The sequence below is a fragment of the Agrobacterium sp. GD03872 genome (assembly GCF_029840625.1).
Lineage (GTDB): Bacteria > Pseudomonadota > Alphaproteobacteria > Rhizobiales > Rhizobiaceae > Agrobacterium > Agrobacterium fabrum_A.
Map to the genome: position 1 here is coordinate 1 of NZ_JAOCCY010000028.1, position 26,688 is coordinate 26,688.

Sequence of the window (26,688 nt, forward strand, 5' to 3'; positions counted from 1 at the left end):
CCGAAACTTGTAACAGCTTCCAGTCGGCCTCCGCCTCGGCGAGAACAGCACGGAAGCGTTCAAGATATGCCAGCTTCTCCGACTGACTACTGAACTCACCCGCCCTGACCCGGCGGGCGAACTCGTTTCTATGCCGCTCTGTCAAACCGGCACTATATTCCTGAAACGCCGCCATCGACGCGAGGATCGATGCCAACCGGCCATGAATGGTCAGCTCTGCGCGCCGGTTATCAGGGGAGGGCGCAATTACCACCTTCTGAACCAACCCGCCTGAGGAAGTTGAAATGTCGCTGGACGTCATCGTGTTGGCTTGCACCGGTGCGTGCCATTGTTGTGATTGCGCCGATGGCGGCCGCGTACATGGATGCATTAACGACGAAGGTTCTTGGCGGCCCTTTTCTCTTTCGGGTCGTTCTTGCGAGATTGGCTTCAAGTTCCTCACGCTGCTTCTGGAGGTCGTCGAGCATTTCGATTTACCTCACCATGGTTTAGTTGCCATGATGTTTACGATTTGTGTCGATTTGAGCTGTCGATCCACTCAATATGGGTTTCGTTCTCGCAAATGACATGTCGCGAATGCACTGCATCGTTAAGTAGATGTTCAGCGAAACTATCAGTGCAACCAATATGCCGATAGCCGCGATGTTTAGAAGCTCCACGTACCAGGTATGAATATCGCCCATATCTGAACTCCTGTTTCAACTGGAGACAGGATGGCCTTTGAAGTTGGTCTCCTGATTGCAGGAATATTTCAGAATGTTGCAGAGCTATCCGGCCCTCGTCAGATTTAGGTGGTGATGCGCCTCTGGTCCATTCGCCAAGGGGAGGCAAACCGCGGCGCTGAGCCCTTGGGCTTCCGGGCGGTTTGAGAGAGTGATCGTACCGCCATACGCATCCAGAATCTGCCGAACAATCGAGAGCCCAAGTCCCGAGCCCCCATGAGCGCGGTTTCGCGAGGGTTCTCCTCGGAAGAAGGGTTCGAACACCAGTGATAGATCGGATGGCGGTATCCCTGGCCCGTCATCCTCGATCACGATACAGGCAGCGCCATTCTTCTTTTCTGTCGTGATCGATGCATGTTCACCATATCGCAAGGCGTTGGATATCAGATTGTCTATTACCCTGCGTAGCGCACGTTCTGGAATGCAGACTTCGAGAGGCACACTGGTAGCTGCAAATGAAACAAGTCCAGTCTGCATGTTAGTGTCACTAACGCAGTGATCGACGATAATGTTGAGATCAATAGTTTCGATCTTGGCATTCGAGTAAGCGTCCCCGGCAAACAGCAATGCATCATCAAGCAATTGTTCCATCGCGTCGACATCTGTCACGGCGCGATCCCTATGTTTGCTTTCCGGCATCATTTCAAGGCGAAGGCGAAACCGAGTGAGATAAGTCTTGAGATCATGAGAAATCGCGCCCAGTAACAACGTCCTGTTACCGACAAGACCAAATATGCGTTCCTGCATGTTGTTGACCGCGCGGATCAGTGTTCGTAACTCTCGTGCACCAACCTCCTTGACTTCGATCGGCTGGATCCGGTTGCCCAGTTCATCGATACTTTTCGATAGTCTGGCCAGCGGGCGTGTCTCGCGTGCAACTGCCAGCACGGCAATGACCGCAACCGCAATGCCGAACAGTCCAGCCAGAAAACCGAGTGGAATGTTGAAAAGTCGAAGCGTCGTGTCATCCGAGATCGAGAACATTGCAACATCGCCTGTACCGAGCTCGACAGCGAAGTCTATCGCCGCAACAGACTCATCTCGGACAGGATCGACTTGCCCGCTTCGCACAAGTCGGTCAGGGGAGTAGCCATCGATGATGCGCTGTACCATTACTCGCATCCGGGCCGTACTCGGCTGATCTTCGAAAGTGGCGGGGACGTGTGACAGTACGGAAACGTGAAACCCTTCGACGCTTGCAACCGCTAGAACATCCGTCATGTCCTCTGCCGCCGTCCTGTCGAGGAGACGAACGACGGCCGCGATGCGGTTCGCAACTGCGAATGGCGGCAGGGGCGATCGTTCAATCTGCCACAAGTAGGATAACAATACTGCAACCTGACTGATGACCATCGCGGCGGTGACGATCATGGCAATTCGCGCGACGATTCCGAAGTGGGTCATTTGCCAGCCTAGCCGTCGGTCACGGACGGATTGAAAAGATATCCGGTATTGCGGACTGTCGTTATGACTTGGGTATCAGGAGGCAGAACCGCAGAGAGTTTTGTCCTCAGCCGCGAAATTGCGACATCAATTGCTCGATCATAGGTCTCTGTATCTGCCCCTCGGGTAAAGTCCAGCAATTGGTCGCGTGACAGCACACGTCTCGGCCTATCCAGAAAGCAAGCAAGAAGGTCGAACTCCGTCGTCGTCAAAGGTACTGACTGGCCATCCTGCGTTGTTATCGTCCTGGCTTCGGGATCCACGATAAGTCCCGAAAATCGCTTGGTACGGGCGTGTGCCGCCGACTGTTCAGCCGTTCCATTGGTTCGCCTCAGCACCGCCCGGATACGCGCCAGAAGCTCGCGGGGATTGAACGGTTTGGCGATGTAATCGTCAGCACCGAATTCAAGGCCGATGATACGGTCGATCTCGGCAGACTTGGCTGTTACCATGATGATTGACACTTGAGACCGGGATCGGATACGACGGCAGAACGATAGCCCGTCCTCCCGCGGCATCATAACGTCCAAAACGATGAGATCGGGCCATCGGCGCTCGACAAGTGAATCCGCCGCCGCAGCATCCTCGGCCGTGCGAACCTGATAACCTTCTCCTGTTAGGAACTCGTCAACGAGGTCACGGATTTCGGCGTCGTCTTCAACGACAAGAATTTTGGCTAGCTCTTCCATGACTATCCCCCCGGCTATCAGATATCACGGCTACATTCTGCCTTAACGTCGTGCAACCTGGAAACGAACGTCTTCGCGCTTATAGGCGAACCGTTCACAATTGTTCCACTGCCTGTGATGAAGATCACTCTACGCGATCCTTCAATCATTTCAATGAAATCACAGGGCTTTGCACAGCAACGCAATAGCTGCGATCGAAGTCTCTCCGCAGGCAGGTACATGCCAATCGGGCACATGACGTGCGCTGCAACAATCTGCAACAAACCCGCAATAGCCGCACAAACAAGCAAGGGTATCTTCGGGCTTAACAACCCAAAGGAGAAAGCAAGATGATCCAGCGTCACAAATCAAAAATTGAGAGTTCCTTGCGTCAAATGTTCAGTGCTGATCCTCGCGGAAGAAGAGCGGGTCTCTCAGCGATGATTATTGCAATAGCAGCGGCAACTGCTTCGGCTTCAAGTGCTACGACAGCCCTTGCCGCTACTGGTGGCGTTGCAATGACATCGGTTAATATGCGGGCGGGCCCGGGTACCCAGTATCCTGTTGTGACTGTGTTACCGACCAACGGCTCGTTTCCAATCCACGGTTGCCTCGCAAACGGTTCATGGTGCGATATCGGCTGGGGCGGAGATCGCGGATGGGTATCTGCAAGCTACATCAATGTCATGTACAACGGCCGGTCTACAGTTCTAAATGCAGCGATTGTTCCCGTCGTCGGTATCACGACCGTTACGTTCAGCATCACCTACTGGAACACTCATTACCATTCCAAGCACTGGCATGGTCATTGGGATCGATATCATCACTATACCAGCCGAAAGGTGGCCGCCGGATGCAACGGCAATGCCTGCGGCGCTGCAGCGGTCACACGCGGACCGCATTCTGGTAGGGTTGCGGCCGTTGGCGCGAGCGATGGTAAGGTTGGGGCAGCGGCGGCGACCCGTGGTCCGAACGGCGGCGGCCGTGCGGCAGTCGGTGGCTGCGGGCCCGAACGATGCGGCGGCGCTTCCGTCACACGTGGCCCGCGAGGCAATACTGTATTCCGTCACGGTTCTATCGAACGTCGTTGAGCAACTGTATCCGCAGGAACAAGAAGGCTGATCAGGCTTATTTGCCAAGCGCGTGTCCAAGATGGCGGATCATCGGAGCAGGCACCCAGGGACAACAAAAGCCTCGCCACCACTCCTTGCGTCGCACAAAAAATAAGCGCGTAGGTTAAGTTATGCACACTTCATGTAACCTATGTTTCATCTATTTCAGCAAGATTGGGGCTCATTGATTAGCTCCAAAATTATCGGAGGCCGTGGATGGAAGTAACCATCAATCCTTTAGCTCCAGAACACCTACCTGGGTTCTTTTCCGCTCCCGGCGAGACAGACACGGCGATGGTTTTCATGGCAATTATTCTGGTCGTCGCTGTGCTGGCGTTCGGTCTTGTTTTTCTTAGGATTCATACTCTTCCCGAGAGGATGGCCCACAAGGGACACAAGCTCCAGTTCGAGATCGTAGCTGTCCTCGGGCTGCTCGCGCTCTTCACCCACATCCACCTTTTTTGGGTGATCGGCCTGCTACTCGCCTTCATCGACATTCCCGACTTTGGTGGGGCGTTCGGTCGGATGGCGCACGCATTGGAGAAGCTTGCGGGGATCCCACAGGACACCAAAGCGGATGATGACACGTCGCACAATATCGTGCCGACGACAGAAGTCACTGCTTCCTCACCAGTCGTGGCAGAAACAACAGTCTTACCTCCGAGGAGCAACGCATGATCGAACTCATTCTTTGCTCACTTGTGACAATCTTCCCCGACTACCTGTTCAGGCGTTACGTTCAGGGTAAGCGGATCGGTCGTGAGATCACGCTTTACTCTGTCTGGTTTGAGCTCAGGTGGGGCATCGTAACCTGCTTGATGCTGACCGTGACCATGTTGACAGCAATCTTCTATAGTCATCCGTCGACGACGAACGTGGCCATGCGTTACAGAACAATCGCCATAGCTCCAGATGCGGCAGGACGAGTTGCCGAAGTGTATCTCGGCCTGAGCGGCGAGGTGAAGGCTGGAGATCCGATCTTCAGGCTTGACAGTTCAACGCAGGACGCAGCGGTGGAAGCGGCCAGACGTGCCGTAGCCGAAGTCGATGCGGCCATCATCGCTGCAAAGTCTGACGTTGCTGCTGCGGAAGGCAAGATTCAAGAGGCCCGTGGTGCAGAACAGCAGGCTGCCGACGAACTCGACATAAAGCAGGGATTGAACCGTCGTAATCCGGACGCTGTGGCTACTCGCGAGATTGTGCGGCTTGAGAACATCGTGGACGGACGCCGCGGTGCTGTTATTGCCGCTACCGCCGCCCGAGACGCTGCAGAAGCTAAGATCACAACCCTTCTTCCCGCCCAAAAGGCCAGCGCTGAGCAGGCTCTAGTGCAGGCAGAGGTTGAGAAGAACAAGACCATCATCCGCGCTGGAGTCGATGGAAGGGTGGAGCAATTTACATTACGTGTCGGCGATGTCGTGAATCCTCTTCTGCGACCAGCAGGGGTCCTTATTCCGACTGCGCAGCGCGAGGTGCTCGTCGCAGGTTTTGGCCAGATCGAAGCTCAAGTGATCAAAGTAGGCATGGTGGCGGAGGCCACTTGCATCTCTAAACCATGGACCGTAATTCCAATGGTAGTGACTGGCAAGCAGGACCACATTGCAGCAGGTCAGTTCCGTGGTGGTGAACAGTTGATCGATCCACAGCAGGCGATGCTGCCCGGAACGGTTCAAGTCCTGCTCGAACCTGTCTATAAGGGCGGTCTCGACGGTGTTAGCCCGGGTAGCTCATGCATGGCCAATGCCTACTCGAGCAACCACGACCTGATTGCCTCCGGCAAGGTAGGCCCAGTGAAAAGCTTGGTTTTGCATGCTCTCGATGCAACTGCCGTCGTGAAGGGCATGATCCTTCGCAACAAAGCGCTTTTGCTTCCATTCAAGACCCTTATCTTCAATGGCAACTAAAAGCTTTGACTGACTTGGATATGCCGCCAACTTCCCTCGTTGGCGGCATATTATGTTTTCGGAGCTGTGCATGTTTGGTGACCTGAGCCCCAAGTTTCCTCCGGGCTTTGGGAGAGTCTTTGGTTTTCAATCTGGCTTTATGCAGCCTGTTTTTCCAGTGCCATTTTCATGGCGAATTCGTTGCGAAGTGCTCCCCGATTTTGGGCCAGCGGGAGCTGGAATTTTCCGGGGTTAAGGCTCAGCTCGGCGGGGGTGCCGATGAGCCGCTCATGAGCGAAATAGGCACCTTTTGCCAATCGCGCTGTGTGGCCGGCACTCGTTATACTCTCTACGCCAATCCTCTAATTTTACCCGCGCGTCGTTAAGGCTCAAGAACCAGTGGGTGTTCAGGCACTCAGCACGGAACTTGCCATTAAAGCTCTCGATGTAGGTGTTGTCCGTCGGCTTGCCAGGCCGGGAGAAGTCGAAGGCGTCATCCCGCCGACGGGCGATTAGTGGAACAAACTGACGGACCTTCAGTGGTTCATGTCACTCAAATTGACGCGACCCGGCCACGACAATGAAAACTTCGTCCCTGCAATGCTCGAGTTCGGGATTCTGTGTGAGCTGGAACCCTATGATGCTCGATAACAGGACCGTCAAAGGCTCCTGTCCCTATTGTGGTGCCGGCTGCGGCATCGTGATAGGAGGTCACGGACAATGAGGTGGTGAAGGTTGCCGGCGACAAGCCGCTAGGCAATCGCTGGTTCTGGTCGGGTGAACAAGGCTCACTTGCGGCATGCTCGCAGCCAGGATCAGCTCTCGGTTTCAATGGACAGGGCGATCGGCGAAACAACACGGCGGCTGAAGGCAATTATCGAACGCGATGGTCCCGATACCGTTTCCTTTTACGTCTCCGGCGAGATGTCGCTTGAAGCACAATATCCAGCCAGCCAAGGGCTTCATCCAAGACGGCCAAACAAATCATGCTCGCTCGCGACCCAGTCACGATTGCGGAGATGTGGCAATATAGGAAATCGACCAACTCTGGTTCGGTTTGGAGCGTTTTGCCCAAGGCAGTGTCACACCATAATCAGCGGGCACCGCTTCGGACCTTCCCTATCGCCTTGAGGCGAATCTCGAATTGCCAAGATTTTGTCGTGGCCGTTTTTCGATGCACGATGTTCTGTTCCGGTACTGTATTCGTTGGGCGAGAACGCGAGGAGAGCGCCAATGATGACGGCCCCGAGCGCGGCGTCGGCGAAGCAACGCTGAGGAAGATTGGAGATGTAATCGATACACCGGTCAACATAATCCGGACTACGTTGTTCAGACATTTCCGTTCCTTTCATGCCGATTGTTGATGCCAGTCATTCCGCCGGGGCCGCTAGGCCCGACTGTCCAGTTGAGGCTGAAGGCTCCGACTTTCCTTTGAAAACCCGGCGGGTAGCGAAGAACAGAACGGGTATGAAGAATATTCCGAGGAAGGTGGCGGAGATCATACCGCCCATCACACCAATGCCGATCGAGTTCTGGCTGCCGGAGCCAGCACCCGTTGCGATTGCCAGCGGCAGAACGCCGAGAATGAAGGCGAAGGACGTCATCAGGATCGGCCGCAGGCGTTGGCGCGAGGCCTCCAGTGTCGCCTCAAGCAGCGACTTTCCGGTCTGCTGTTGCGCAATCGCAAACTCGACGATCAGGATGGCGTTCTTCGCCGCAAGGCCGATGGTCGTCAGCAGTCCGACCTTGAAGTAAACATCGTTCGCCTGTTCGAAGAGCGTTGCCGCCGCCAGGGCGCCGAAAATGCCGACGGGTACGGCTAGCATGACGGAAAGCGGGACAGACCAGCTTTCGTAAAGCGCTGCCAGGGCAAGAAAGACGACGAAAACGGAAATGGCGTAAAGCTGGATTGCCTGATTGCCGGCCAGCCGTTCCTGTGCCGAGAGACTCGTCCATTCATGGGTGAACTCCGGCGGGAGTTGTTCCATCATCCGCTCTATCTCGCTCATGGCTTCGCCCGAACTCGTGCCGTCCGCACCGGCACCCTGAATCTGGACGGCCGACGCCCCGTTGTATCGCTCCAGCCGAGGCGATCCGTACGTCCATTTTCCGGTTGCGAAAGCCGAGAAGGGCACCATTTCGTTCCGATTGTTGCGCACATACCAACGATCAAAATCTTCCGGCTGCATGCGGAAATCGGCCTGCGACTGGACGTAAACACGCTTGACGCGGCCGCGGTCGATGAAATCGTTGACATAGGTGCCGCCCCAGGCGGTCGACAGTGTTGCGTCAATATCGCTGAGATTGAGGCCGAGTGCGCTTGCACGTCCGCGGTCGATGGAAACAGAATATTGCGGCGTATCTTCCTGGCCGTTCGGACGTGTACCGGTCAACTGGTCGTTCTGACCAGCAAGACCAAGCAGTTGGTTTCGTGCCGCCATCAGCGCGTCATGGCCAGCACCCTCAGTGTCGCGAATGAAGAAATCAAAGCCGGCCGAATTGCCAAAGCCCGGAATGGGAGGAGGATTGAGCGCCACCACACGGGCATCGCGGATGGGTCCGAAGGCTCTCATGGCGCGCCCGACGATTGCCTGCGCCGTGGACTCCGGCGTTGTTCTCTGATCGAAATCCTTGAGCGAGATGAAGGCCAGGGCGACATTCTGGCCCTGGCCGCTGAAATTGAAGCCGACAGAACCAAACACGCCGTTGACGTAGTCTTTTTCTTCCGTGAGGAAGTGCTGGATCACCGTATCAAGCACACGGCGGGTTCTATCGGCCGTCGCACCTGCAGGAAGCTGGATCGTTGCGATCACGCGGCCCTGATCCTCCTGCGGTAGAAATGCCGTTGGCAGCCTGTCCAAGAGGGCGACGATGCCTGCCACCAAGGTGAAAAACAGCATTATCGAAATCGCCATGCGTTTGATCATGACGTTGACGCCACGTCGATAAAACTGTGTTCCGCGCTCGAAATTGCGGTTGAACCATCTAAAGAAGGCAGGCTTCTGAGTGTGATGTTTCGGCTTGCGCAGGATTGTCGCGCAGAGCGCCGGCGTGAGCACAAGCGCCACCAGTACCGACAGGATCATCGCCGTGACGATTGTGATGGAGAACTGGCGGTAGATCACGCCGACGGAGCCTGAGAAGAAGGCCATCGGAACGAACACCGCGGACAGCACCGTCGTAATACCGACGAGCGCGCCGCTGATTTCCCCCATCGACTTGATGGTTGCCTCGCGCGGTCCCAAACCCTCCTCTTCCATGACGCGTTCGACATTTTCGACGACGACGATGGCATCATCCACCAGGAGGCCGATGGCGAGCACCATGCCGAACATTGTCAATGTGTTGATCGAATAACCGAAAAGGGCCAGCACGCCGAAGGTTCCCAGGAGAACCACGGGCACGGCAAGTGTCGGGATCAAAGTCGCCCTCAGGTTCTGGAGAAAGAGAAACATGACCAGGAAGACAAGAATGACGGCCTCGATGAGCGTCTGGATGACGCCTTCGATCGAAAGCCGCACGAATGGTGTCGTATCGTAGGGATACTCGACCTCGACATTGGCCGGAAAACTGCCCCTTTCGCGTTCGATCGCCGCGCGGATGGCATCGGCAGTATCGATGGCATTTGCGTCTGTGGTCAGGTTGAAGCCGATGCCGGCCGCAGATTTTCCGTTGTAGACGCCGGTTCTGGTGTAGCTCTCGGCGCCAAGTTCGACAGTCGCGATATCTTTCAGCTGAACAAGCGCTCCGTCATTCTCGCTTTTGAGGATAATCGCTTCGAATTCCTCCTTGGTCTGCAAACGGCTGCCGGCTGTTATGCTGGCATTGAGCTGTTGTCCCGTTTTTTGCGGGAGCGCACCCAGCTGTCCCGCCGAGACCTGCGTATTCTGTGCCTCGATCGCGTTGGTGACATCGCTGACGATTAGCTGATACTTTGCCAGTTTATCGGGATCGACCCAGATGCGCATGGCATAGCGGGAGCCGAAGATTTGCGTATCTCCAACCCCCGGCACGCGCCGCAAGGTGTCGTTGAGCGACGTATCAATGAAATCGGCAAGGTCGTCTCCCGTTTGACTTCCATCTGTCGAAACGAAGGACGCAATCATGAAGAAGCTGGATGTCGACTTTGAAACCGTGATGCCGGTGTTTCGCACGACCTGCGGCAAGCGTGCTTCAACGAGCTGCAGGTTGTTTTGCACCTGCATCTGGGCGACGTCGGCATCCGCTGCATTGGTAAACGTAAGAGTGATGGATGCCTGACCAGTCGCAGTCGAGTTGGATGTGATGTAGTCAAGGTTGTCGATGGCGGTCATGCCTTGCTCGATCACCTTGGTGACCGAGTTTTCGACAGTTTCAGCATCGGCGCCGGGATAGTTTGCCGTGATGCGAACCGTGGTTGGGGCGATCTGAGGATATTGGGAAATTGACAGCGTGGTGATCGATAGGGCACCGGCAAGCATCACGACAATTGCAAGCACCCAGGCAAAAATCGGCCGATCGATGAAGAAGCGCGACATCTTTGAAGTCCTAGCGTGAGGTGACGAGGGAAAGACCGGATGAGGAGTTGCTACTGTTCGCCTGCCCGGCTGCCGGCTCTCCCCCCTCCATCACGGCAACGGCTTCACCTGTCGCGTCGTCGATCCGTACCGCCGTCACCTGGACGTCCTGGCCGGTCTGTGCGCGCTGAAAACCGTCCACTACCAGCCGATCGCCACTTTCGATGCCACCGTTGACGAGCCAGTTGTTGCCGATGCTACGATCGATGGCGAGTATCCGCTCCTCGATCTTGCTCTCGGCATTGACAAATTTCGCAATCGCCTCGCCCCTTGGATTTCTCGACACGGCACGCTGCGGCAGGAGGAAGCCGTTTTCGCGAACCCCTTCTTCGACAATCGCCCGAACGTACATGCCTGGCATCAGCAGTCCGTCAGGGTTGGGAAAGAGGGCGCGAATGGAGACGGTGCCGGCGGTCGTCGAGACCGACGATTCTGAGAACTGCAGCTTGCCGGGATGGGGATAGCGCGATCCGTCTTCCATCAAGAGTTCAACGGTGACGTAATCGCCATTCGCCCTGATGCTGTTTTCCGCAATCGCCTTCTTTACGCGCAGCAAATTTGCGCTTGATTGGACGACATCGACATTGATGGTGGCAAGTTGCCGGATCGTGGCAAGTGCCGCTGCCTGATCGGCAGTGACGAGCGCGCCCGGCGTCACGCTCGACGCGTCGATGCGACCGTCGATCGGCGCGCGGATCTTGGTGTATTCCAGATTGATGCGTGCTGTTTCCAGCGCAGCTGACGCTGCGGCAACGTCGGCCTCCGCCTGCAGCATGGTAGTTTGCGCTTCGTCTAGATCCTGCTGGCTGACGGCGTTTCGGGTGGTCAGGCTCATATATCGCTTGAGACGCGCCTCGGCGCTCGGAATGGCGCCGTTCGCGCGCTGAAGAGCTGCCTCGGCGTTCCTGTAGGCGGCCTCAAAGGGGGCCGGATCCAGTTCGTAAAGAATGTCACCAGCGTTGACGTTGGTACCTTCTTCGAAATTCCGGGTCCGTACAATACCGCCAACACGAGGACGCACCTCTGAAACCACATGAGCACTTGTTCGACCCGGCAATTGTGTCGTCAGCGTCACGCTTTGCGGGCGAAGCGTTTGAGCGCCGACCTGCACCTTGGCGGGAGCACGTCTGGGCTCGGCAGTCTGTTCATCGCTGCAGCTTACGAGGGCGGCCATCATCACAACGCCTGCGGCAAAACGTATGGGAACACGTCGCACGGTCATCTGAAATCCTTGTTTAGACGGTATTTTTTGGCAACGATCAGCTTTCTGAAAAACGCCGGCCGATCCAGCCAAAGTCCCGGGAGGGGTCATCGGCAACCAAGCTAGCTGCCCTTTGTCGCAGACATGTGCCGTAGAGGACCAAGTCTGTATTATTTTGTATCTTCTCTCGCCGTTTGTTGCCGTGCAGCAAATTTGGGACACTTTATTACAATTTTTTGAGTGCCTTGGGTTCGCGGCAGCGATATGCTCGGGCTCCCAACGACCAACCAGGCCCGGGAATGAGCAACGAACCCCATATTGTCGTCGTTGATGATCATCGCGAAATTCGCGACTTGGTAGGCGCTTACCTGTCTCAGCATGGCTTTCGTGTCAGCGTCGCGGAGGGTGGGGATACCTTACGAAAGGTTCTCGAGCGCAGTTCGGCCGACCTGATCATTCTGGATATCATGATGCCGGGTGAAGACGGTCTTTCGGTCTGCCGGCAGCTTCGAGGCAGCAGCCAGCTTCCAGTCATTTTTTTAACCGCCATGGCCGACGATACCGATCGGATTATCGGGCTGGAGCTTGGGGCCGACGACTATCTGGTCAAGCCGTTCAACCCGCGCGAACTGCTCGCCCGTGTCAGGGCTGTTCTGCGCCGGACCGCGTTGAACGTTTCAGCGCCAAAGGAAGTCCCGAAGAATCAGATCATTGATTTCCATGGATGGCGGCTCCATGTTCGCCGCCGCGAGCTTCAATCCAGCGATGGATTGGGCGTTGCGTTGAGCACGGCGGAGTTCCGCCTGCTGAAGGTTTTCCTTGATCATCCGCATTCGGTGCTGACGCGCGACGAATTGTTGGACATGACGGTCGGGCGCAGCGCAGATCCCTTCGACCGCAGCATCGACAACCAGGTCAGCCGGTTGCGCAAGAAAATAGAACCGGATCCGAAGAACCCGATCATCATCCAAACTCACTGGGGCGGGGGTTACAGCCTTTCCGTGGAGGTGAACGTGCAATGAAGGTGCCGTGGTGGAGGAGGAGCTTGGCGGGCCAGTTCATCGTTTTCATTCTGGGTGCACTTCTCGTTGGGCAAACGATCACCTTTTTCGTCTCGTCGTGGCAGCGCGAAGCTGCAATCCGGCAGACGATAGAGAGCGAATTCATTGCTCGTACGAGTGCGCTGTCGAGCGCTCTTGCCGCAGTCTCACCCGATATGCGCCAGAATCTTGTATTGGCAAGTTCAATGAGCCATGTGCGCTTCTGGTTGTCTGATCACGACCCGGCAAACGACACGCGAGCGTGGTACGAAACTGCGCAATCTTATCTGCGGCTGCCCTTTGAAGACTTGATCCGGTCGCAAGGTCTAAATCGATCTGACGTGCGGTCCGGCGGTGGTCCGGGCGCAATCAGACTGGGCAATCCCGATGTTTCTGAATGGCAACCCCTCCTGTCCGAACCTGATACCGCAAACGCGCGCTTCCTTCACTTTTCCGGGCAGGATGGCATGGGTATTGTTCAGGTACTGAATGACAAGACATGGCTCAACGCAGCCTACTACAAGCCATTGCAACCCGCCTTCGCACAATCGCTGCTTTCGATAAGTATAACAGCGGTTATTCTCAGCATTATCGCCACGGTCGTCGCCCGCCAGATTGCCCGCCCCTTGCGCCGTCTCGCCCTGTCGGCAGAGGCAATGGGCCGCGGTGAGGCAGTCCAGTTGTCTCCCCCGCATGCGCCTGAAGATATCCGGCAACTTTATGAAGCCTTTGATGGAATGCAGCTCAGACTGCGCCGTTTTGTCGATGATCGCACGAAGATGATGGCTGCTATCGGGCATGATCTGCGCACCCCGCTAACTACCCTTCGCCTTCGCGCAGAGTATGTCAGTGATCCGGAGTTGCAAGGCAAGATTCTTGCGACTGTCGACGAGATGCAGGCCATGACGGAAGCAACGCTGTCCTTTGCCAAAAGTGAGGCGGCCGCCGAGGAGACACGCAAGGTTGACATTGCCGCCCTGCTCGGAAGCCTGTGCGAGGATCTTGCCGAATTGGGCCATGAGGTTGAATTCCAGGAGAGCGAGCGGATCAGCTACCGCTGTCGGCCAGATAACCTCAAGCGTGCTCTTCGCAACCTGATAGAGAACGCGCTGAGATACGCGGGCAAGGCTTCCGTGAAGGTCAACAAGTTTCCTCATGCGATAGAAATCATGATTGATGATGACGGGCCGGGAATTCCTGTAGATGAGTTCGAACAGGTATTCACACCATTTTATCGTATAGAGACATCGAGGAATCGCGAGACCGGAGGTGTCGGCCTTGGCCTATCAATCGCCAGAGCGATAGCGCGGCATCATGGCGGGGACATCGTGCTGTTACCAAATAATCCGGGTCTGCGGGCGGTCGTTGTCCTGCCGGTTGCGTGACGTTTCTGCCTTCAAATCCGGCTCGAAACGGCACGCAGGCGGAATTATCAACGGCATCGAGGTCAATCCGGTGCGGTTGACCTATAATTCCTATCTGACGCCCGGCTTTGCCGATATCCTTCGCAGCCAGCTTGAAAAGATAGGCATCGCCGTCAAAATCCGCAAATACGACCTGCCGACCTATCTGAAGACGGTATACACGGACCGCGCCTTTGATCTGGTGGTGGAATCCCTTTCCAACACTTTCGATCCGTCGCTCGGCATCCAGCGCGCTTACTGGAGCAGGAATTTCAAGATCGGGCTGCCCTTTTCCAACGCGGCCAACTACGCCAATCCGGAGGCGGATGCGCTTCTGGATTGGCGGCGGCCATCGCGCCGGATCCGAAAAAACGCTGGGTGACCTGGAGCAGGTTCCAGCATCTCATCCATGACGACGTCGCCTCGGTCGATCGTGTGGCGGCGGGAAGCCAGATCGTGGCGCACAGGGCGTCCGGAACTACGCCACCGGCGCGCAAGGGCGCTCCGCAAAAAATCCATTTCACGTCGCCACCGTAGCGGTTTGGATCGTCTGGACAGTCCTCGGCCAATGGCCCTGACCTGAGCCCGTTCTCGTGACCGAAACGGCTTTGTCACCTCGTATTTTAATGCGTCAACGGTTTGGATGACGGATCAATCTGAAGCGATGCTCCAATGTCCCCGGCTTTCGGTTTGGTTGGCTGTTCTACAATTCTGATCGGCGCGCTTACCACTGCTCCTGTGGCACTTCCGACAGTTCTGACCGTTCCACCAACTACGGCCGCAATACCTTCGCCAAGCGATATATTCGAATCCGTCAACGGTTGGCCCGTCATCAGATGTTGGCCGATAAGTTGTACGATCTGCGGGCTTTCAGCGAATTTGCCATGGTTCAGGCGGTCGTTGCTTTCCACCTTCGTAAGATCAATAGCGGTGATGCCCGCTTGTTCGAGCTTTGACCTGTATGGTTCTACGGTGGGATCAATGCCGCCAAGACGCGCGACGTTACCGGTCAGGAAGCTCGATAACGCCAACGCCTTGTCGTCTTGAGAAACGAAGATTGTGAACTTCGGCTTGGGTCCACCCATCTCGACATACTGCTTGGCGAATACCTGGATATCGATGTCCGGCGAAGCAAGAATAACATTATGAATCTTGCTGGAGACCTGTCCATCGCGAATTCCCATCTGTCTAAGAGATTCCATCGTCAGCCACGTGCCCATGGAATGCGCGAGAATGGTGATGTCCTTGACGTCGGGGTTGCTGGTCAGAACCCGTAGCGACTCTTCCAAAGCTGAACGGGAGTAGTTCGTGCTTTCCTTATCGTACTGATAGCCAAACACGCTCGCCCTCGACGGCCAAGTGAAAAGGATCGGTGTCGCCTTCATGCCGCTATCGTGGACGATCTGCGCAAGCCGAAAAACCGAGTCTTCGTAGGTATTGTTGAAGCCATGGATGAAGACGAGAGCGTGTCCGCCCTCAATGTGGGTCTTGAACCATGAACGGCTTTGCGGCAGCGTGTCTATTGGCTGGACGCGGGTGACGGCGAAATCTGTCGCGGGGTTTGGTGGAAGTTTCTTTGGCCACTGAACGGTGCCTGCCTCGCGCTTCGCAGGAATCGATACGGCAACGTCAGTCATGTAGGGACGGGAGCTGCGTTCACCGTTGAAGAGGGTGGCCGGATCACCGGAAGGCTGACGCGTTGTTGCGACAAGCATGTTCACAACCGTGGCCTTCTGTTCAGTCACATTCAAAGCGACAGGCGACATCACTCCGACGGCATGGCCGCACCCAACCAAGGGTACGACGACGGCGATCCATGCTTTTTTTCTCATTTTCCCTCCAGCACCGTGAGTTGCGTATTTCGGCATGCATTTTAGATAAGTGCCTTGCGCACTTGGCGGCGCTTAGCTTTCTGGAACCGGCACTACCTTGGCCTGATGGGCAATTACAGCGGTGGCCGCGGCGGCGGACTTTTCGTCGCCTCCGACTTGTACAGAGGGAGTTGCGAAATCGATGCCATTCTCCTTGAAGGCTTCCCTAAGCAGGAAATTGGCACGGCGACGGATGAAAGATTGCATGGGTGAGGGGCGTAGCGTCATCCCGAAACTCACCTGCATGCCGTAGTCTCCAAATTCCTCGATGCCTTTCATCTTCAATGGTTCGATGAAGAGCGGCGCGAATTCCGGATTTTCCATCAGCGCGGCCCCAAGCTTCTTCGTGATCTTGCGAACCTTTTCCACGTCGGTCCCAAAGCCAAGCGAAATCCGAAACTTCACGACTCCCCAGTCGCGGCTCATGTTCTGAACCGCGCCGAGTTCGCCAAAAGGAATTGTGAAGACGGGTCCACGATGGTGGCGCAGCCGCACCGAGCGGATGCTGAAGCCTTCCACGGTTCCCTTGTAGCTCTTCGACTGGATGTACTCGCCAACCCGGAATGCATCGTCGAACATGTAGAACACGCCGCTGATCACGTCCTTGACGAGGGTCTGCGAGCCAAAACCCAAAGCAACCCCGAATATACCTGCACCCGCCACAAGGGGACCGATTTCGACGCCGAGCTCTGAAAGTACGATCAAGCCCGCTATCACAGCGACGACGACGGCAAGCATGTTCCTGAATATCGGCAGAAGCGTGCGCAGTCGTGACTGCCGAGCGAGATGCATGGGATCCGCCTCGTCCGCAGGACTCTCGGAGAGACTTCTGTCAATCCACGAGCGAGCAAGATGCCAGGCGAGATCCGCCAAAAGCAGGATAACCACACTTTTCAGAAGGCCATAGCTCACCGCCGTGATGGCCGGGTTGATGTGTACGAGGGAGTTTGGATCAAGCCGCCAGACCAGCGCAAGCCAAGCCATCGCAAGAACAATCACAACTGCGCGGCTTCCTCGGACGATCAGGACGCGCTTCGCGCTAAAAGGTTTTGCATCGACCAAACCTTCCGTGGATCGGCCGACCAGCCGCAGTACGTGCGGCAATACCAGAGCGTACATTAGCAGCCAGAAAAGGCCCTTCAAGCCGACGAACCAAAGGCACCATCCGGCGAGCAGAGCTATACAGACTGCATAGCGGACGCGTAAACTTTTCGCGGAAGTAGACAACACTCCCTCGACGGCAATGACCAGAAGGACGATCGAAAAGCAGAGTGAGACGGCAGCCGATGTCTGAGGTGGAATTGATAATGGTTGCCCCAGAGATGCCATCGTAGCCGCGGCAATCAGCACTCCCAAAAACAGCTTGATCCTAAATCGTATTCTCGGCTGTAAGTTTGCAGAAGCGAGACCAGCAGCAAGGAGCCGGTAGACAACGATCGCTACAATGGCTGAGAAAAGCGTGTTGCCCGCGAGGGGTGGCCATTCGAAGGCGAAGAAACCGATGGCCATCGTGACTGAGAAAACGCCAGTCGCGAGCAGGCGCTCAATCAGGTCGGCGCTGCGTTGGCGGGTCCGCATATAGAGATGCTCTGCAACTAATCCAACAACAGCGAGTCCAAACAGGACCAGGAAGACAGGTGCTCCGCCGTTCGATATCGCGTCTTGTCTTGTCCGGGCAGCGGCAGCGGCCATCTCTGATGGAATGCTGGGAATAGCAGAAAACACACCGCGAATCCGGTCGCGCGACAATTGTTGCCAACGGCTAATGTCGACGACTGAAACCTCACTCTCGGGCAAAGCCGACGGCGCGCGTTCGATCCAGCTCCTGACCTCGGGGTCCTGAAGTAGGCGTACAAGATCATCGACTTTCGCGGGTCGTGTTTCAGCCTGTGCGTATGATAACGCAGGTATCAGGAGGAGCATCAGCAGAGCGCCGATCAATCTCATGTACAGGTCCTCTTTCTCAGCTAGTTAAGCCTCGTTGCCGGCAAGACACTTATCGATCTCCGACGTACCTCCTTCGTATCTCAATGTGATGGGTAATCAAGCAGTTCGTTGAGGTGAGCGCCTCAGATTTATCCGGTAGCGACAACAGGGTGAATACGAAGTTTCCATTTACCAGAGGTTGCGGGAAAAACTACTGATCTATCCCGGCCGTGTAGCGTCAGTGACCACCTGCTGACGTCAAGCTGTCGCTAAGATGTGTTCCACCGAAACCCCGCAATGCTCGATGCATTTTACGCATAAGTGGTATATATCGGCTGCAGTTTAGTACTGCCGAATGAGGATTAAATGAGGATTAAATGGAAGCATCGCCAATTGTAGGGGAACTTGCATCAGTTGTGCAGACATCCCTTGCTCCGGTTTTTCTCCTTGCGGGCACGGCAGGGTTCGTGAGCATTTACACTATGCGGCTGGGACGAGTTTCAGACCGGCTGAACGATCTGACGGATACGGGCGGCCAAGCCGCCATAGTTCCGGTTCAAATTTCTTATCTCCAGCGCAGAATTCTTGCGCTCGAAATTGCCGTATTGTTTGGCGTTCTTGCTGCCATTTGTACGAGCGCGTCAATTTTAAATCTGCTGGCTGGCGCTCTTGGCATCTGGCTTCGCGAAGATAATCTCTTCTGGTTTTTTGGCGGATCCCTTCTATGTCTCATGGGGTCGCTCTTAGCTTTCATGATCGAAGTTTTGATAGCTGGGAGAAATATGCTGCGACAGATAAGAATGAAAAAATATAGCTCCGAGTAGAACTGATTGGTCGATCCTGTTTGAAGACCTGCAGCTCAGTTACCTCATAATGTCAGCTCTAGTTTATTTCCAAGGCAGCCAAACGCAGGTAACCATTCCGCCTCAGAAGGTCGTTGTATTGTCGAAGTCCGCTTTCGGTCACAAGTCTCTGTGTACTCAGGCCCCCGCAACCAATTCCTGCACATGCACAAAGCCCGCCCGGAGAAATCCGGCGGGCTTTTGGCGTTCGCAGAAAACACATCAGAAATCACTAATGCCCAACATGGCCCACATGTTCAGGAAAGGCTGCTTCGTCGCGGCATCAGCCAATCAGCGAATGTAATAGAAGGCGGAGTTGACGATCGACTCGACGGCTCTCATGCCCCCCGCCTTCAGCCTCCCGGTCTTTACCTCCGAAATCCCCATGGTCAGGCGCGTCCATGTGCAACTTCGCCCGGGTTGTTGCACCGACGGTATGGTCGGAGCCCAGACATTGCTGGTGCCCATGGTCGAAAGTGGCGATGAGGCGCAGGCCTTGGTGAAAGCCGTTCGTTATCCGCCCCACGGCGTGCGGGGCGTCGGCGCCGCGCTGGCGCGCGCCTCCCGGTTCAATCGTATTCCCGATTATTTGCAGACGGCGAATGATGAGGTTTGCCTGCTGCTTCAGATCGAGAGCAGGGCCGGTCTGGAGAAACTGGACGAAATCGCGTCCACCGACGGCGTCGATGGCGTGTTTATCGGTCCGGCCGATCTTGCGGCGGATATGGGTTTCCTTGGCAAGCCCGGCGCGCCGGATGTGCAGGCGGAAGTTGAAAAGGCTCTGAAGCGCATTCAGGCGCATGGCAAGGCGGCTGGCATCCTGACCGGCGATCTGGCGTTGGCGAAACGTTACGTCGAACTGGGAGCGACCTTCGTCGCAATCGGCAACGATGTGACGCTTTTCGCCAATGCGACGAGCAAGCTGCTTGCCGATTTCAAGACAGCAGAGGCGGCAAAAGGGGTTGGCGAGGCGAAGGTTTACTGACGGCATCAGGCTGAATAGCAAAGGAGATGCTGCAGATGGACCGTTGGTGACGGACGAGGGACCGGGAATTTATCCGGGCGACCGGGGCGAGGTCGGCAAACGCTTCCAGCGTGGACAGTCGCCCCTATTGTCGATGGCAGCGGACTGGGCCTGGCAATCGTTGACATGGCGATGAACAAGCTCGATGGGAGTTCGGGTTCCGCAAATCGGCGAAAGGTTTCACGGTCGTTCTGGCATTGCCAGGCCATGGCGGATGGACCGGCAGGTATCTTAAGCCAGCCTTAAGGTGAAAGCCTCAGCGAAGTCTGGAAAAACCCCAACCTTGCCAGGCAAACCTCCATGATTCGTACGTCTTTCTCCTTCCGTCCACCGGCAGCCATCACATTGGTCCTTCTTCTTTCTGCCTGCGCAAGCACGCCGGATAGCGGTCCTTTGCCTTCACCGCGCCCGATGAAGGAACGCCCCGCCGGGGAAACATCAAAGCCGGTCGGTTCTGACCCGACGCAAATGTATGCGGAGAAGATCGACGCCGGGTTCAAAATTCCCGGTGTCAATGTCGAAAAGATGAATCCTGAATACGTCAGGCAAGTCGTGAACTACACAACGGAGGAGAAGCCCGGCACCATCATCGTCGATCAGAAGGAACGCTTTCTCTACCTGGTTCGGCCGGGCGGAAAGGCAATTCGTTATGCCGTTGGTGTCGGACCGGTCGCACGTGCATTTGACGGTGGGGAAGCGGTGATAGCCAGAAAAGCCGCCTGGCCGCGCTGGATTCCTACACCTGACATGGTCAAGCGAAATCCTGCGCATTACGGGCCCAACAAGGATGGTGTCGATGGCGGTCCGTGGAACCCCATGGGCGCGCGGGCGCTTTATATGCACAAGGATGGCAAGGACACCTATTACCGCGTCCACGGGACAAATGATCCAGGTTCAATTGGCAAGGCCGTTTCGGCCGGGTGCATCCGGCTCCTGAATCAGGACATCATGGATCTGTACGAACGGGTTTCTCCTGATGCAAAGATTGTGGTGCAAGGCTAGCACCATGCGAGATTGGTGTGATGGAGAGAGCGCACTCGCAGAAGGCGGCAGCTGCCTGCCGCGGGATGAGCGGGCCATTGGGGCCCTGCGGCACGGATGCCGTGGTGATACCATAGCTCGATCGGCGTGAAGGTGCGGGTTGGTCTGGCATGTCCGGAATAGTTTCCAGAGATGATGCGGACTGCGGCGGCCATCCATTGTACGTCACCTGGACCAATAAGGCTTCCGCTCCCGGTGGAATCGCGGTGTTCAACCTCGCCCTGATAGACGATGGTCACCGTTTCAAAACCGCGATGGGGATGGCTGCCAACGCCGCGCGGGGTTAATGTGGGAGCGAACTGTTCAGACCCGGCATAATCAAGATGCAAAAAGGGGCTGATATGTTCGCCCATCTGCGCTGCGCGACCAGGCGTACCGGTGTGTCAGTTGCGTATGACGATAAGCGGACCAAGCCTTGTCGCTTTCACGCCGAGGGCTTCCCTGACGAATGAAAGGGCGGCGTCGGTGTCGGCGATTGCGATGGTTCCACTCACGCGTCTGGCGGCGAGCGATTTTCCGGCGATGACGATTCTGCCGCTGAAGTGGCGGTTCATCTCTTCGACCACATAAGAAAGCGGCGCATTGTCGACGGCAATCTGGCCCCGCTTCCAGGCGAGTGCGACGAGACTGTCGACCGGCTGGACGCTTGTTTCGTCCTTCACGCGATCGTAGGTCGCCTGTTCCCCCTGCCGGACGCGCTGAGAAAAGGATCTGTTGTCGTCCGGTTCAACGAGGACCGCGTTTTCGGTTACGGTAACCTCCGTGTCGGTCTCGCCGTAACGGACGTCGAAGGCAGTACCGAGTGCCGTCACGCGTGTGGTTCCGGCTTCGACGCTGAAGGGTCGTTCCGGCGCATGGGCGACTTCGAAATAGGCCTGCCCCCGCAGAAGGCGGACCATTCGTCGGTTCGGTGTGAAATCGATGGCGATCGCCGAGGAGGCGTTGAGCTGAACCCTGGAACCGTCCTCAAGATCGATGACCGGCATCTCGTCGGTCCCGGCGATGACGTCCGCCTGAAGGCGCATCGGGCCGTCGAGGAGGAAAAAGGTTGCGGTTGCCATGGCGAAAAGCACGACGGTGGTTGCAACGGGTTTGGCAAGGTTATGCGGCGTGGCTTTCATGCCGGCGAGCTTCGGGTCTGACTGGATCGCCTTGCGCGCATCGCCCATCAGTCGCTCGGCGGCGCCATAGGTGCGACAGTTTTCCGGATCGTCGAGCCAGTCCGTGAAGCGCGCCCTGTCTTCGGCCGATTGCTGAGGATCGTCGTTACGGAGCAACCAGTCCGCAGCCTCGCGGTTACGTTTTCGCTGAGCGTTCATCGCTTCGTTCTCACGCATTGGCGTCTCCAGCAGCTTCCTTGTCTGATAGACGTTTGGCATCGCCGATTTGGGAGGTTTAGCCGATCAGAAACAGCCGGTCGAGGCAGTGGGCGAAGGCGTGGCGCAGGTGCCTGTCCACCATGTTTCTGGAAATGCCGAGTTTTGCCGAAATCTCATCCGGCGTGAGGTGGTGCAGCCGGTGCAGGATGAAGACGACGCGTCGGCGCGTCGGCAGTTCGGTGATCGCCTGACGGAGGATTGCGATGCGCGCTTCGATCTCCAGCGCATGATCGGGCGCCGGACCTGCGCTCGCCACAGCCATCGCTTCGTGCTCGGAACCGGAAAACAGCCGCGACTCCATGGTCTCCCGCCGCATCCTGTCGATGCCGAGATTGATCGCCGCGCGGCAGAGGAAAGCCTTCACCGATCGCTTGTCTCGCAGGATATCGGGTTTTGCAGCGAGCCTGACATAAAGATCATGCACCACATCCCGCGCCGTGGAGCGTGGATGCCCCCTGCGGTGAACCGCAGCCGTGATGTCGTGGTAATAAATCTCCATTGCCCGGTTCAGCAGGTCGTTGCTGTCGGGAATGTCCCAGGAGGGCGGAGAAGATGAAGGGTTCGACATCGGTGCTCAATTCGCAATAACCGGGCCTACCCGTGCGCTTGTCTCTCGGGTGCCAATGGTAAAAGCGCTACCGGCTTCAAAGATTGCATGCAAGTACAACAGGTTAGAACGGTTCGAACGTTGAACTTACGACAGGCTTTAAAGATGATACAAATACTCATCTTTATGTCTGATTTTATTGCGGATTTCACTCTGGAATGTTCCGGCGGGAGGGCGGATCCTCGTCTCCGGCATCGTTCGAAAAGGCAGCTGGTGTGATAATTTTGTAACTGTAGAACAGACGCAAGCCATGCCGCCTAAAGCGGGATGCAGAGTGGGGTTCCGGCGACCGGATCGCGGATCACCACTGTCTTGACGTTGAAGACGGTCTCGATCGTATCTGCCGAGATCACGTCCGCCGGCCGGCCGGCGGCGGTGATTTTCCCGTTCTTGAGAATGATGATGTGTTCGGCATAGCGGGCGGCCTGGTTGATATCGTGCAGCACCGCGACAACGGTCTTGCCATGGCCGCTGACCAGCCGTGTTACCAGATGCATGAGTTCAATCTGGTGCTCGAGATCGAGATAGGTCGTGGGTTCATCGAGCAGGATCACCTCGCTTTGCTGCGCAAGCGTCATGGCGATCCATGCCCGCTGGCGCTGGCCGCCGGAAAGGCTGTCAAGCGGGCGATCACCAAGCGTGTCCATGCCCGCCAGCACAAGCGCCTCGTTGACGGCCGCCTCGTCCTCGGCCGACCAGCGGCCGAAAAGGGAACGGTGCGGATAACGGCCCTGGCGGACGAGATCGCGGACCGTCAGGCCTTCCGGCGCGACAGGCCCCTGCAGGAGCACGCCAACCCGGCGCGCCATATGCCTGGTCGACAGCGTCGTGATGTTTCGGCCGTCGAGCAGGATGGCTCCCCGAAGCGGCGTCATCAGGCCGGCAAGGCTGCGCAGGATGCTGGACTTGCCGCTGCCGTTGGGGCCGATAAGAGCCGTGAAGCGGCTGCCCGGAATGACGAGGTCGAGATTTTCGACGACGGGGCGGCGGTCATAGGCCAGCGTAATGGCCTCTCCTGCCAGCTTTTTGGCGGCCTTTGGCTCATCCACGATCATGGCGGCGTCCCCAGAGAAGATATGCGAAAAAAGGAGCTCCCACGAGCCCGGTAACGATCCCCGCGGGTAGCTGCGCAGGCGCAATGACGGTGCGCCCAAGAAGATCGGCAGCGACGACGAGGCACGCGCCGACAAGAGCTGCGACGGGGAAAATGCGGGCGTGAGACGCCCCGACGAGGCTGCGGGCGATATGCGGTGCGACGAGGCCAACGAAGCCGATCAGGCCGGAGACGGCAACGGCCGCGCCGGAGATGATCGTGACGAGCACGATCATCAGGCCGCGAATGCGATCGACCGGCTGGCCGAGGCTTTTTGCCGAGTTATCGCCGAAGCGGATGAGATCGAGTTCGCGTGAGGCCATCCACGCGAGTGCTGCGGGAAGGACGAGCCACAAGGCAAGAAGCCGCACCTTGGTCATGCTGGCGTCGTACACGCTTCCCGCAAGCCAGACCATCGCCCGCTGGACGTCACCGATCTCACCGAAGGCGGAGAGGAAAGTCGTGCCGGCGGTGGCGAGCGCGCTGAGCCCGATGCCGATCAGGATAATGCGAAGCGGCGAGGTTCCCCCCCGCCAGGCAAGGAGATAGACCGCCGCCGCCATCAGCACGGCGCCTCCGAAACCGGCGGCCTGAAGCAGCGCCACAGGCGGATCCCGCATGAGAACGATGACGGCCATGACGGCTGCGGCCGCGCCGCTGTTAATGCCGAGCACTCCGGGTTCGGCAAGCGGATTGCGCATGATGGCGAGCGATATGGTGCCTGCGGTCGCGAGGGCCACTCCGACAAGGATGGAAAGCAGCACGCGCGGCAGACGCAGATCGAAGACGATGACCGCATCCTGCGGATTGGCCGCCGACCCGCCGGCAAAGACATCGAACAGAGCGGGCCAGGACAAAGAAATGTCACCCAATGCGAGGCTTGCCAGGACGAAAATGACGAGCAACGCGGTGAGCGCAAGCAAAAGGCGGATCATGTTTCGCCTCTCATCCGGTTGCGTGCAAGCCACAGGAAAAACGGTGCGCCGACAAGCGCGATCGTCACACCCACGGGAAAGTTCTGGCTGCCGAAGACCATGCGCCCGGCCATATCAGCCCCGACCACGAGCAGCGCGCCTCCGAGCGCCGAAAACGGGATGATCCAGCGATAGTCGACACTGACAGCCATCCGGACGATATGCGGGACGACGAGGCCGACAAAGCCGATCGGCCCCGCAAGCGCCACTGCGCCGCCGGCGAGCAGGATGACAGTGACGATCGCCGCTCCGCGCCAGAGGGCCGTATTTTGCCCGACCGAGCGGGCGGCGTCCGCGCCGAGGCTCAGCGTCGTCAAATGCCTGCCAAGGAAAAGGGACACGAAGAGGCCAAAGGCAATATAGGGCGCGACGGCTGCTGCCTGCGCCATGGTTCTGCCCGTTACCGAGCCCGCCGTCCACATGCGCACGGCATCGAGGGTGCTTTGATCGAAGATCAGCACGGCGCTGGTGAGCGACGTGAGGAAGGTGGCGACAACCGCACCGGCAATAATGAGCCCGACGGGCGAATGACGGCTGGGGCCGAATGAGGAAAGCAAAGCAACGGCAAACGCTGCGATACCCGCACCCGCAAAGGCGAACCAGATGTAGATATCGCCGACGCCTGCGCCGAAAAAAGTCATGATGGAGACGACGGCGAAGGCAGCACCCGCATTAATGCCGAGCAGGCCGGGCGAGGCGAGGGGGTTGTTGGTGACGGCCTGCATGATCGCCCCCGAGACGGCAAGCGCGCTGCCGGCCAGAAGGGCTGCGATGACACGCGGCAGGCGAACCGCCACGACGAGGAGGTGGTTCCGCGATCCGTCAAACCGGAAGATCGCATCCAGAATGGCGGATGCAGGTATGAGCACGGTGCCGAGCGCCACGGCAAGAAGCGACACGGCGGCAAGCAGGCATAGCAGTGCGGCAAGGGTGAGGACCTTGCCGCTATCGGCGCCGACAAAACGTCCGGATGGTCTGCGGTTCATCGATCCGCCAGAACATAACGCTCTATGTCATCCAGTATCCGGTTTGCGGAAGCGATACCATGGAAGCTCTGCCAGGCGATGCGATCGACACGGTGGGCCCGCCCGTTGCGTACGGCGGGCAGAAGCTGCCAGAGCGGATTGCCGATGACCTCCTGCTCAAGCGCATCGTCCGGACCGCTTTCGAAGCCGCTGGCGGATACATAAAGGAGGATGTTGCCATCGAGATTGGCCAGTTCTTCCCAATCCGGCCGCTTGACGATGGTGTCGTCGATCACCGTCTCATAGGCCGTGCGCTTTACCCCGGCTTCGCGCAGCACCGCAAACGGCGCATAGGCGGCAGGACCGTCCAGGAAGACGACGAACCGGCCCGGAGCGAAACGAACGGTCGAGACAGTCACATCCTTCATTCTCGCGCGGATCGATGCCACCCGCTTCTCGTAGGCGGCGAGCGCCTCCTGCGCGGCGCCCTTGCGTCCTGTCATTTCGGAGAGCAGCCCGAGATATTTCTTCCAGTCCATATGGTTGACGAGGACGGTCGGCGCGATCTTCGATGCGGTCTCGTAGATCGGCGAATGCCCTTCCGTGCTGCCGATGATGAGGTCGGGCTTCAGCGCCGCGATCCGCTCGAGGCTCGGCTCCCTCGGATTGCCCAGATCGATCATCTTCGCCTGCCTGACGACCTCAAGCACGGCGGGATCCTGAATTGCCATATAGGGTGTGGCGACGACGGGAGCCTCAAGTTCGATCAGGAGCCCGAGCGTCAGCAGCGGATCGAGCGTAACGATCGTCTTCACTTCAGCCGGAACGCAGAAGGGCGGGTTATAAACGCCTTCGGTTATCTCCTTGCCCTGGCAGGCCGCGTGGGCAAGGGAGGCGGGCAGGATCAGGAAGAGAAGGACAAGACAGAAGCGCAAGAC

General features: G+C 57.3%; 21 protein-coding genes and 5 pseudogenes. 10 read left to right on the plus strand and 16 right to left on the minus strand.

The features are described 5' to 3' along the window. The 3 genes and pseudogenes from N5D22_RS26530 to N5D22_RS26540 all read right to left on the minus strand — a co-directional run. Nucleotides 1-301, minus strand: a pseudogene (locus N5D22_RS26530) (hypothetical protein); the annotation flags it as partial. A gap of 466 nt (nucleotides 302-767) precedes the next feature. Beyond that, on the minus strand, nucleotides 768-2,126 hold the full coding sequence (locus N5D22_RS26535) for an ATP-binding protein (protein WP_279659068.1): 1,359 nt from the start codon (nucleotides 2,124-2,126) through the stop codon (nucleotides 768-770). Between the two features lie 8 nt (nucleotides 2,127-2,134). Further along, nucleotides 2,135-2,854 carry a response regulator transcription factor gene (locus N5D22_RS26540; RefSeq protein ID WP_279657641.1) on the minus strand — a complete coding sequence of 240 codons (720 nt, stop codon included), beginning with the start codon at nucleotides 2,852-2,854 and terminating at the stop codon, nucleotides 2,135-2,137. Between the two features lie 329 nt (nucleotides 2,855-3,183). Between N5D22_RS26540 and N5D22_RS26545 the strand changes: the two genes are divergently transcribed. The 3 genes from N5D22_RS26545 (at nucleotide 3,184) to N5D22_RS26555 (ending at nucleotide 5,849) form a co-directional block, all read left to right on the plus strand. Continuing rightward, entirely contained in the window at nucleotides 3,184-3,924 is a 741-nt protein-coding gene (locus N5D22_RS26545; protein ID WP_279657639.1) for an SH3 domain-containing protein, read from the plus strand. 237 nt (nucleotides 3,925-4,161) lie between these two features. After that, nucleotides 4,162-4,623, plus strand: coding sequence for a hypothetical protein (locus tag N5D22_RS26550; protein ID WP_279657638.1), 462 nt, complete (start codon nucleotides 4,162-4,164; stop codon nucleotides 4,621-4,623). Then, on the plus strand, nucleotides 4,620-5,849 hold the full coding sequence (locus N5D22_RS26555; RefSeq protein WP_279657637.1) for a biotin/lipoyl-binding protein: 1,230 nt from the start codon (nucleotides 4,620-4,622) through the stop codon (nucleotides 5,847-5,849). The genes N5D22_RS26550 and N5D22_RS26555 overlap by 4 nt, the downstream gene beginning before the upstream one ends. Nucleotides 5,850-6,087: 238 nt before the next feature. Here the strand turns inward: N5D22_RS26555 and N5D22_RS26560 are convergent. Beyond that, a pseudogene (locus N5D22_RS26560) lies at nucleotides 6,088-6,314 on the minus strand (transposase); the annotation flags it as partial. A gap of 39 nt (nucleotides 6,315-6,353) precedes the next feature. Between N5D22_RS26560 and N5D22_RS27175 the strand changes: the two are divergent. Next, nucleotides 6,354-6,479, plus strand: a complete 126-nt coding sequence (locus tag N5D22_RS27175) for a hypothetical protein (protein WP_347881158.1) — start codon at nucleotides 6,354-6,356, stop codon at nucleotides 6,477-6,479. A 431-nt stretch (nucleotides 6,480-6,910) separates the two neighbouring features. Here the strand turns inward: N5D22_RS27175 and N5D22_RS26565 are convergent, their stop codons facing one another. From N5D22_RS26565 to N5D22_RS26575, 3 genes are read right to left on the minus strand one after another with little or no spacing between them, the layout of a single operon-like run. After that, nucleotides 6,911-7,165: a hypothetical protein gene (locus N5D22_RS26565; protein ID WP_279657636.1), complete on the minus strand. Its 255-nt coding sequence runs from the start codon at nucleotides 7,163-7,165 to the stop codon at nucleotides 6,911-6,913. Between the two features lie 33 nt (nucleotides 7,166-7,198). After that, entirely contained in the window at nucleotides 7,199-10,345 is a 3,147-nt protein-coding gene (locus tag N5D22_RS26570) for an efflux RND transporter permease subunit (RefSeq protein WP_279657635.1), read from the minus strand. Nucleotides 10,346-10,355: 10 nt separating this feature from the next. Beyond that, the gene (locus N5D22_RS26575) at nucleotides 10,356-11,606 is read right to left on the minus strand and encodes an efflux RND transporter periplasmic adaptor subunit (RefSeq protein ID WP_279657634.1); all 1,251 of its coding nucleotides are present in this window, start codon (nucleotides 11,604-11,606) and stop codon (nucleotides 10,356-10,358) included. A gap of 278 nt (nucleotides 11,607-11,884) precedes the next feature. On the opposite strand from N5D22_RS26575, the gene N5D22_RS26580 reads away from it, so the two are divergent. From N5D22_RS26580 to N5D22_RS26590, 3 genes and pseudogenes are all read left to right on the plus strand, one after another. Further along, nucleotides 11,885-12,607 (plus strand): response regulator, encoded by a 723-nt coding sequence (locus tag N5D22_RS26580; RefSeq protein ID WP_279657633.1) that lies wholly within the window; start codon nucleotides 11,885-11,887, stop codon nucleotides 12,605-12,607. Between the two features lie 23 nt (nucleotides 12,608-12,630). Next, complete coding sequence (locus N5D22_RS26585) at nucleotides 12,631-14,010, plus strand: ATP-binding protein (protein ID WP_279657632.1); 1,380 nt, start codon at nucleotides 12,631-12,633, stop codon at nucleotides 14,008-14,010. Nucleotides 14,011-14,077: 67 nt separating this feature from the next. Next, nucleotides 14,078-14,606: pseudogene (locus N5D22_RS26590) on the plus strand (hypothetical protein); the annotation flags it as partial. Between the two features lie 45 nt (nucleotides 14,607-14,651). Here the strand turns inward: N5D22_RS26590 and N5D22_RS26595 are convergent. Together N5D22_RS26595 and N5D22_RS26600 are read right to left on the minus strand one after the other, a co-directional pair. Next, nucleotides 14,652-15,860: an alpha/beta hydrolase gene (locus N5D22_RS26595; RefSeq protein WP_279657631.1), complete on the minus strand. Its 1,209-nt coding sequence runs from the start codon at nucleotides 15,858-15,860 to the stop codon at nucleotides 14,652-14,654. A 72-nt stretch (nucleotides 15,861-15,932) separates the two neighbouring features. Further along, entirely contained in the window at nucleotides 15,933-17,846 is a 1,914-nt protein-coding gene (locus tag N5D22_RS26600) for a mechanosensitive ion channel family protein (RefSeq protein ID WP_279657630.1), read from the minus strand. 356 nt (nucleotides 17,847-18,202) lie between these two features. Here N5D22_RS26600 and N5D22_RS26605 point away from each other — a divergent pair, with 356 nt between their 5' ends. From N5D22_RS26605 to N5D22_RS26615, 3 genes and pseudogenes are all read left to right on the plus strand, one after another. Further along, nucleotides 18,203-18,649 (plus strand): DUF2721 domain-containing protein, encoded by a 447-nt coding sequence (locus N5D22_RS26605; RefSeq protein WP_279657629.1) that lies wholly within the window; start codon nucleotides 18,203-18,205, stop codon nucleotides 18,647-18,649. A gap of 457 nt (nucleotides 18,650-19,106) precedes the next feature. After that, a pseudogene (locus N5D22_RS26610) lies at nucleotides 19,107-19,652 on the plus strand (aldolase/citrate lyase family protein); the annotation flags it as partial. Between the two features lie 339 nt (nucleotides 19,653-19,991). Further along, nucleotides 19,992-20,693 carry a L,D-transpeptidase gene (locus tag N5D22_RS26615; protein ID WP_279657628.1) on the plus strand — a complete coding sequence of 234 codons (702 nt, stop codon included), beginning with the start codon at nucleotides 19,992-19,994 and terminating at the stop codon, nucleotides 20,691-20,693. Nucleotides 20,694-20,803: 110 nt separating this feature from the next. On the opposite strand, the pseudogene N5D22_RS26620 reads toward N5D22_RS26615, so the two are convergent. From N5D22_RS26620 to N5D22_RS26650, 7 genes and pseudogenes are all read right to left on the minus strand, one after another. Continuing rightward, nucleotides 20,804-21,085, minus strand: a pseudogene (locus N5D22_RS26620) (pirin family protein); the annotation flags it as partial. A gap of 30 nt (nucleotides 21,086-21,115) precedes the next feature. Then, entirely contained in the window at nucleotides 21,116-22,069 is a 954-nt protein-coding gene (locus N5D22_RS26625) for a FecR family protein (protein WP_279657627.1), read from the minus strand. 58 nt (nucleotides 22,070-22,127) lie between these two features. Next, on the minus strand, nucleotides 22,128-22,679 hold the full coding sequence (locus tag N5D22_RS26630) for an RNA polymerase sigma factor (RefSeq protein ID WP_279657626.1): 552 nt from the start codon (nucleotides 22,677-22,679) through the stop codon (nucleotides 22,128-22,130). Nucleotides 22,680-22,975: 296 nt separating this feature from the next. Further along, nucleotides 22,976-23,773, minus strand: a complete 798-nt coding sequence (locus tag N5D22_RS26635) for an ABC transporter ATP-binding protein (RefSeq protein ID WP_279657625.1) — start codon at nucleotides 23,771-23,773, stop codon at nucleotides 22,976-22,978. Then, nucleotides 23,760-24,746: an iron ABC transporter permease gene (locus tag N5D22_RS26640; protein WP_279657624.1), complete on the minus strand. Its 987-nt coding sequence runs from the start codon at nucleotides 24,744-24,746 to the stop codon at nucleotides 23,760-23,762. The genes N5D22_RS26635 and N5D22_RS26640 overlap by 14 nt, the downstream gene beginning before the upstream one ends. Further along, entirely contained in the window at nucleotides 24,743-25,771 is a 1,029-nt protein-coding gene (locus tag N5D22_RS26645; protein WP_279657623.1) for an iron ABC transporter permease, read from the minus strand. The genes N5D22_RS26640 and N5D22_RS26645 overlap by 4 nt, the downstream gene beginning before the upstream one ends. Continuing rightward, a partial coding sequence (locus N5D22_RS26650) for an iron-siderophore ABC transporter substrate-binding protein (protein WP_279703372.1) occupies nucleotides 25,768-26,688 on the minus strand: 921 nt, incomplete at its 5' end. The genes N5D22_RS26650 and N5D22_RS26645, both read right to left, overlap by 4 nt.

Coding starts and splice junctions, on each gene's coding strand:
- N5D22_RS26535 (WP_279659068.1), bottom strand. CDS start 2,126: ATGACCCACTTCGGAATCGTCGCGCGAATTGCCATGATCGTCACCGCC.
- N5D22_RS26540 (WP_279657641.1), bottom strand. CDS start 2,854: ATGGAAGAGCTAGCCAAAATTCTTGTCGTTGAAGACGACGCCGAAATC.
- N5D22_RS26545 (WP_279657639.1), top strand. CDS start 3,184: ATGATCCAGCGTCACAAATCAAAAATTGAGAGTTCCTTGCGTCAAATG.
- N5D22_RS26550 (WP_279657638.1), top strand. CDS start 4,162: ATGGAAGTAACCATCAATCCTTTAGCTCCAGAACACCTACCTGGGTTC.
- N5D22_RS26555 (WP_279657637.1), top strand. CDS start 4,620: ATGATCGAACTCATTCTTTGCTCACTTGTGACAATCTTCCCCGACTAC.
- N5D22_RS26565 (WP_279657636.1), bottom strand. CDS start 7,165: ATGTCTGAACAACGTAGTCCGGATTATGTTGACCGGTGTATCGATTAC.
- N5D22_RS26570 (WP_279657635.1), bottom strand. CDS start 10,345: ATGTCGCGCTTCTTCATCGATCGGCCGATTTTTGCCTGGGTGCTTGCA.
- N5D22_RS26575 (WP_279657634.1), bottom strand. CDS start 11,606: ATGACCGTGCGACGTGTTCCCATACGTTTTGCCGCAGGCGTTGTGATG.
- N5D22_RS26580 (WP_279657633.1), top strand. CDS start 11,885: ATGAGCAACGAACCCCATATTGTCGTCGTTGATGATCATCGCGAAATT.
- N5D22_RS26595 (WP_279657631.1), bottom strand. CDS start 15,860: ATGAGAAAAAAAGCATGGATCGCCGTCGTCGTACCCTTGGTTGGGTGC.
- N5D22_RS26600 (WP_279657630.1), bottom strand. CDS start 17,846: ATGAGATTGATCGGCGCTCTGCTGATGCTCCTCCTGATACCTGCGTTA.
- N5D22_RS26605 (WP_279657629.1), top strand. CDS start 18,203: ATGGAAGCATCGCCAATTGTAGGGGAACTTGCATCAGTTGTGCAGACA.
- N5D22_RS26615 (WP_279657628.1), top strand. CDS start 19,992: ATGATTCGTACGTCTTTCTCCTTCCGTCCACCGGCAGCCATCACATTG.
- N5D22_RS26625 (WP_279657627.1), bottom strand. CDS start 22,069: ATGCGTGAGAACGAAGCGATGAACGCTCAGCGAAAACGTAACCGCGAG.
- N5D22_RS26630 (WP_279657626.1), bottom strand. CDS start 22,679: ATGTCGAACCCTTCATCTTCTCCGCCCTCCTGGGACATTCCCGACAGC.
- N5D22_RS26635 (WP_279657625.1), bottom strand. CDS start 23,773: ATGATCGTGGATGAGCCAAAGGCCGCCAAAAAGCTGGCAGGAGAGGCC.
- N5D22_RS26640 (WP_279657624.1), bottom strand. CDS start 24,746: ATGATCCGCCTTTTGCTTGCGCTCACCGCGTTGCTCGTCATTTTCGTC.
- N5D22_RS26645 (WP_279657623.1), bottom strand. CDS start 25,771: ATGAACCGCAGACCATCCGGACGTTTTGTCGGCGCCGATAGCGGCAAG.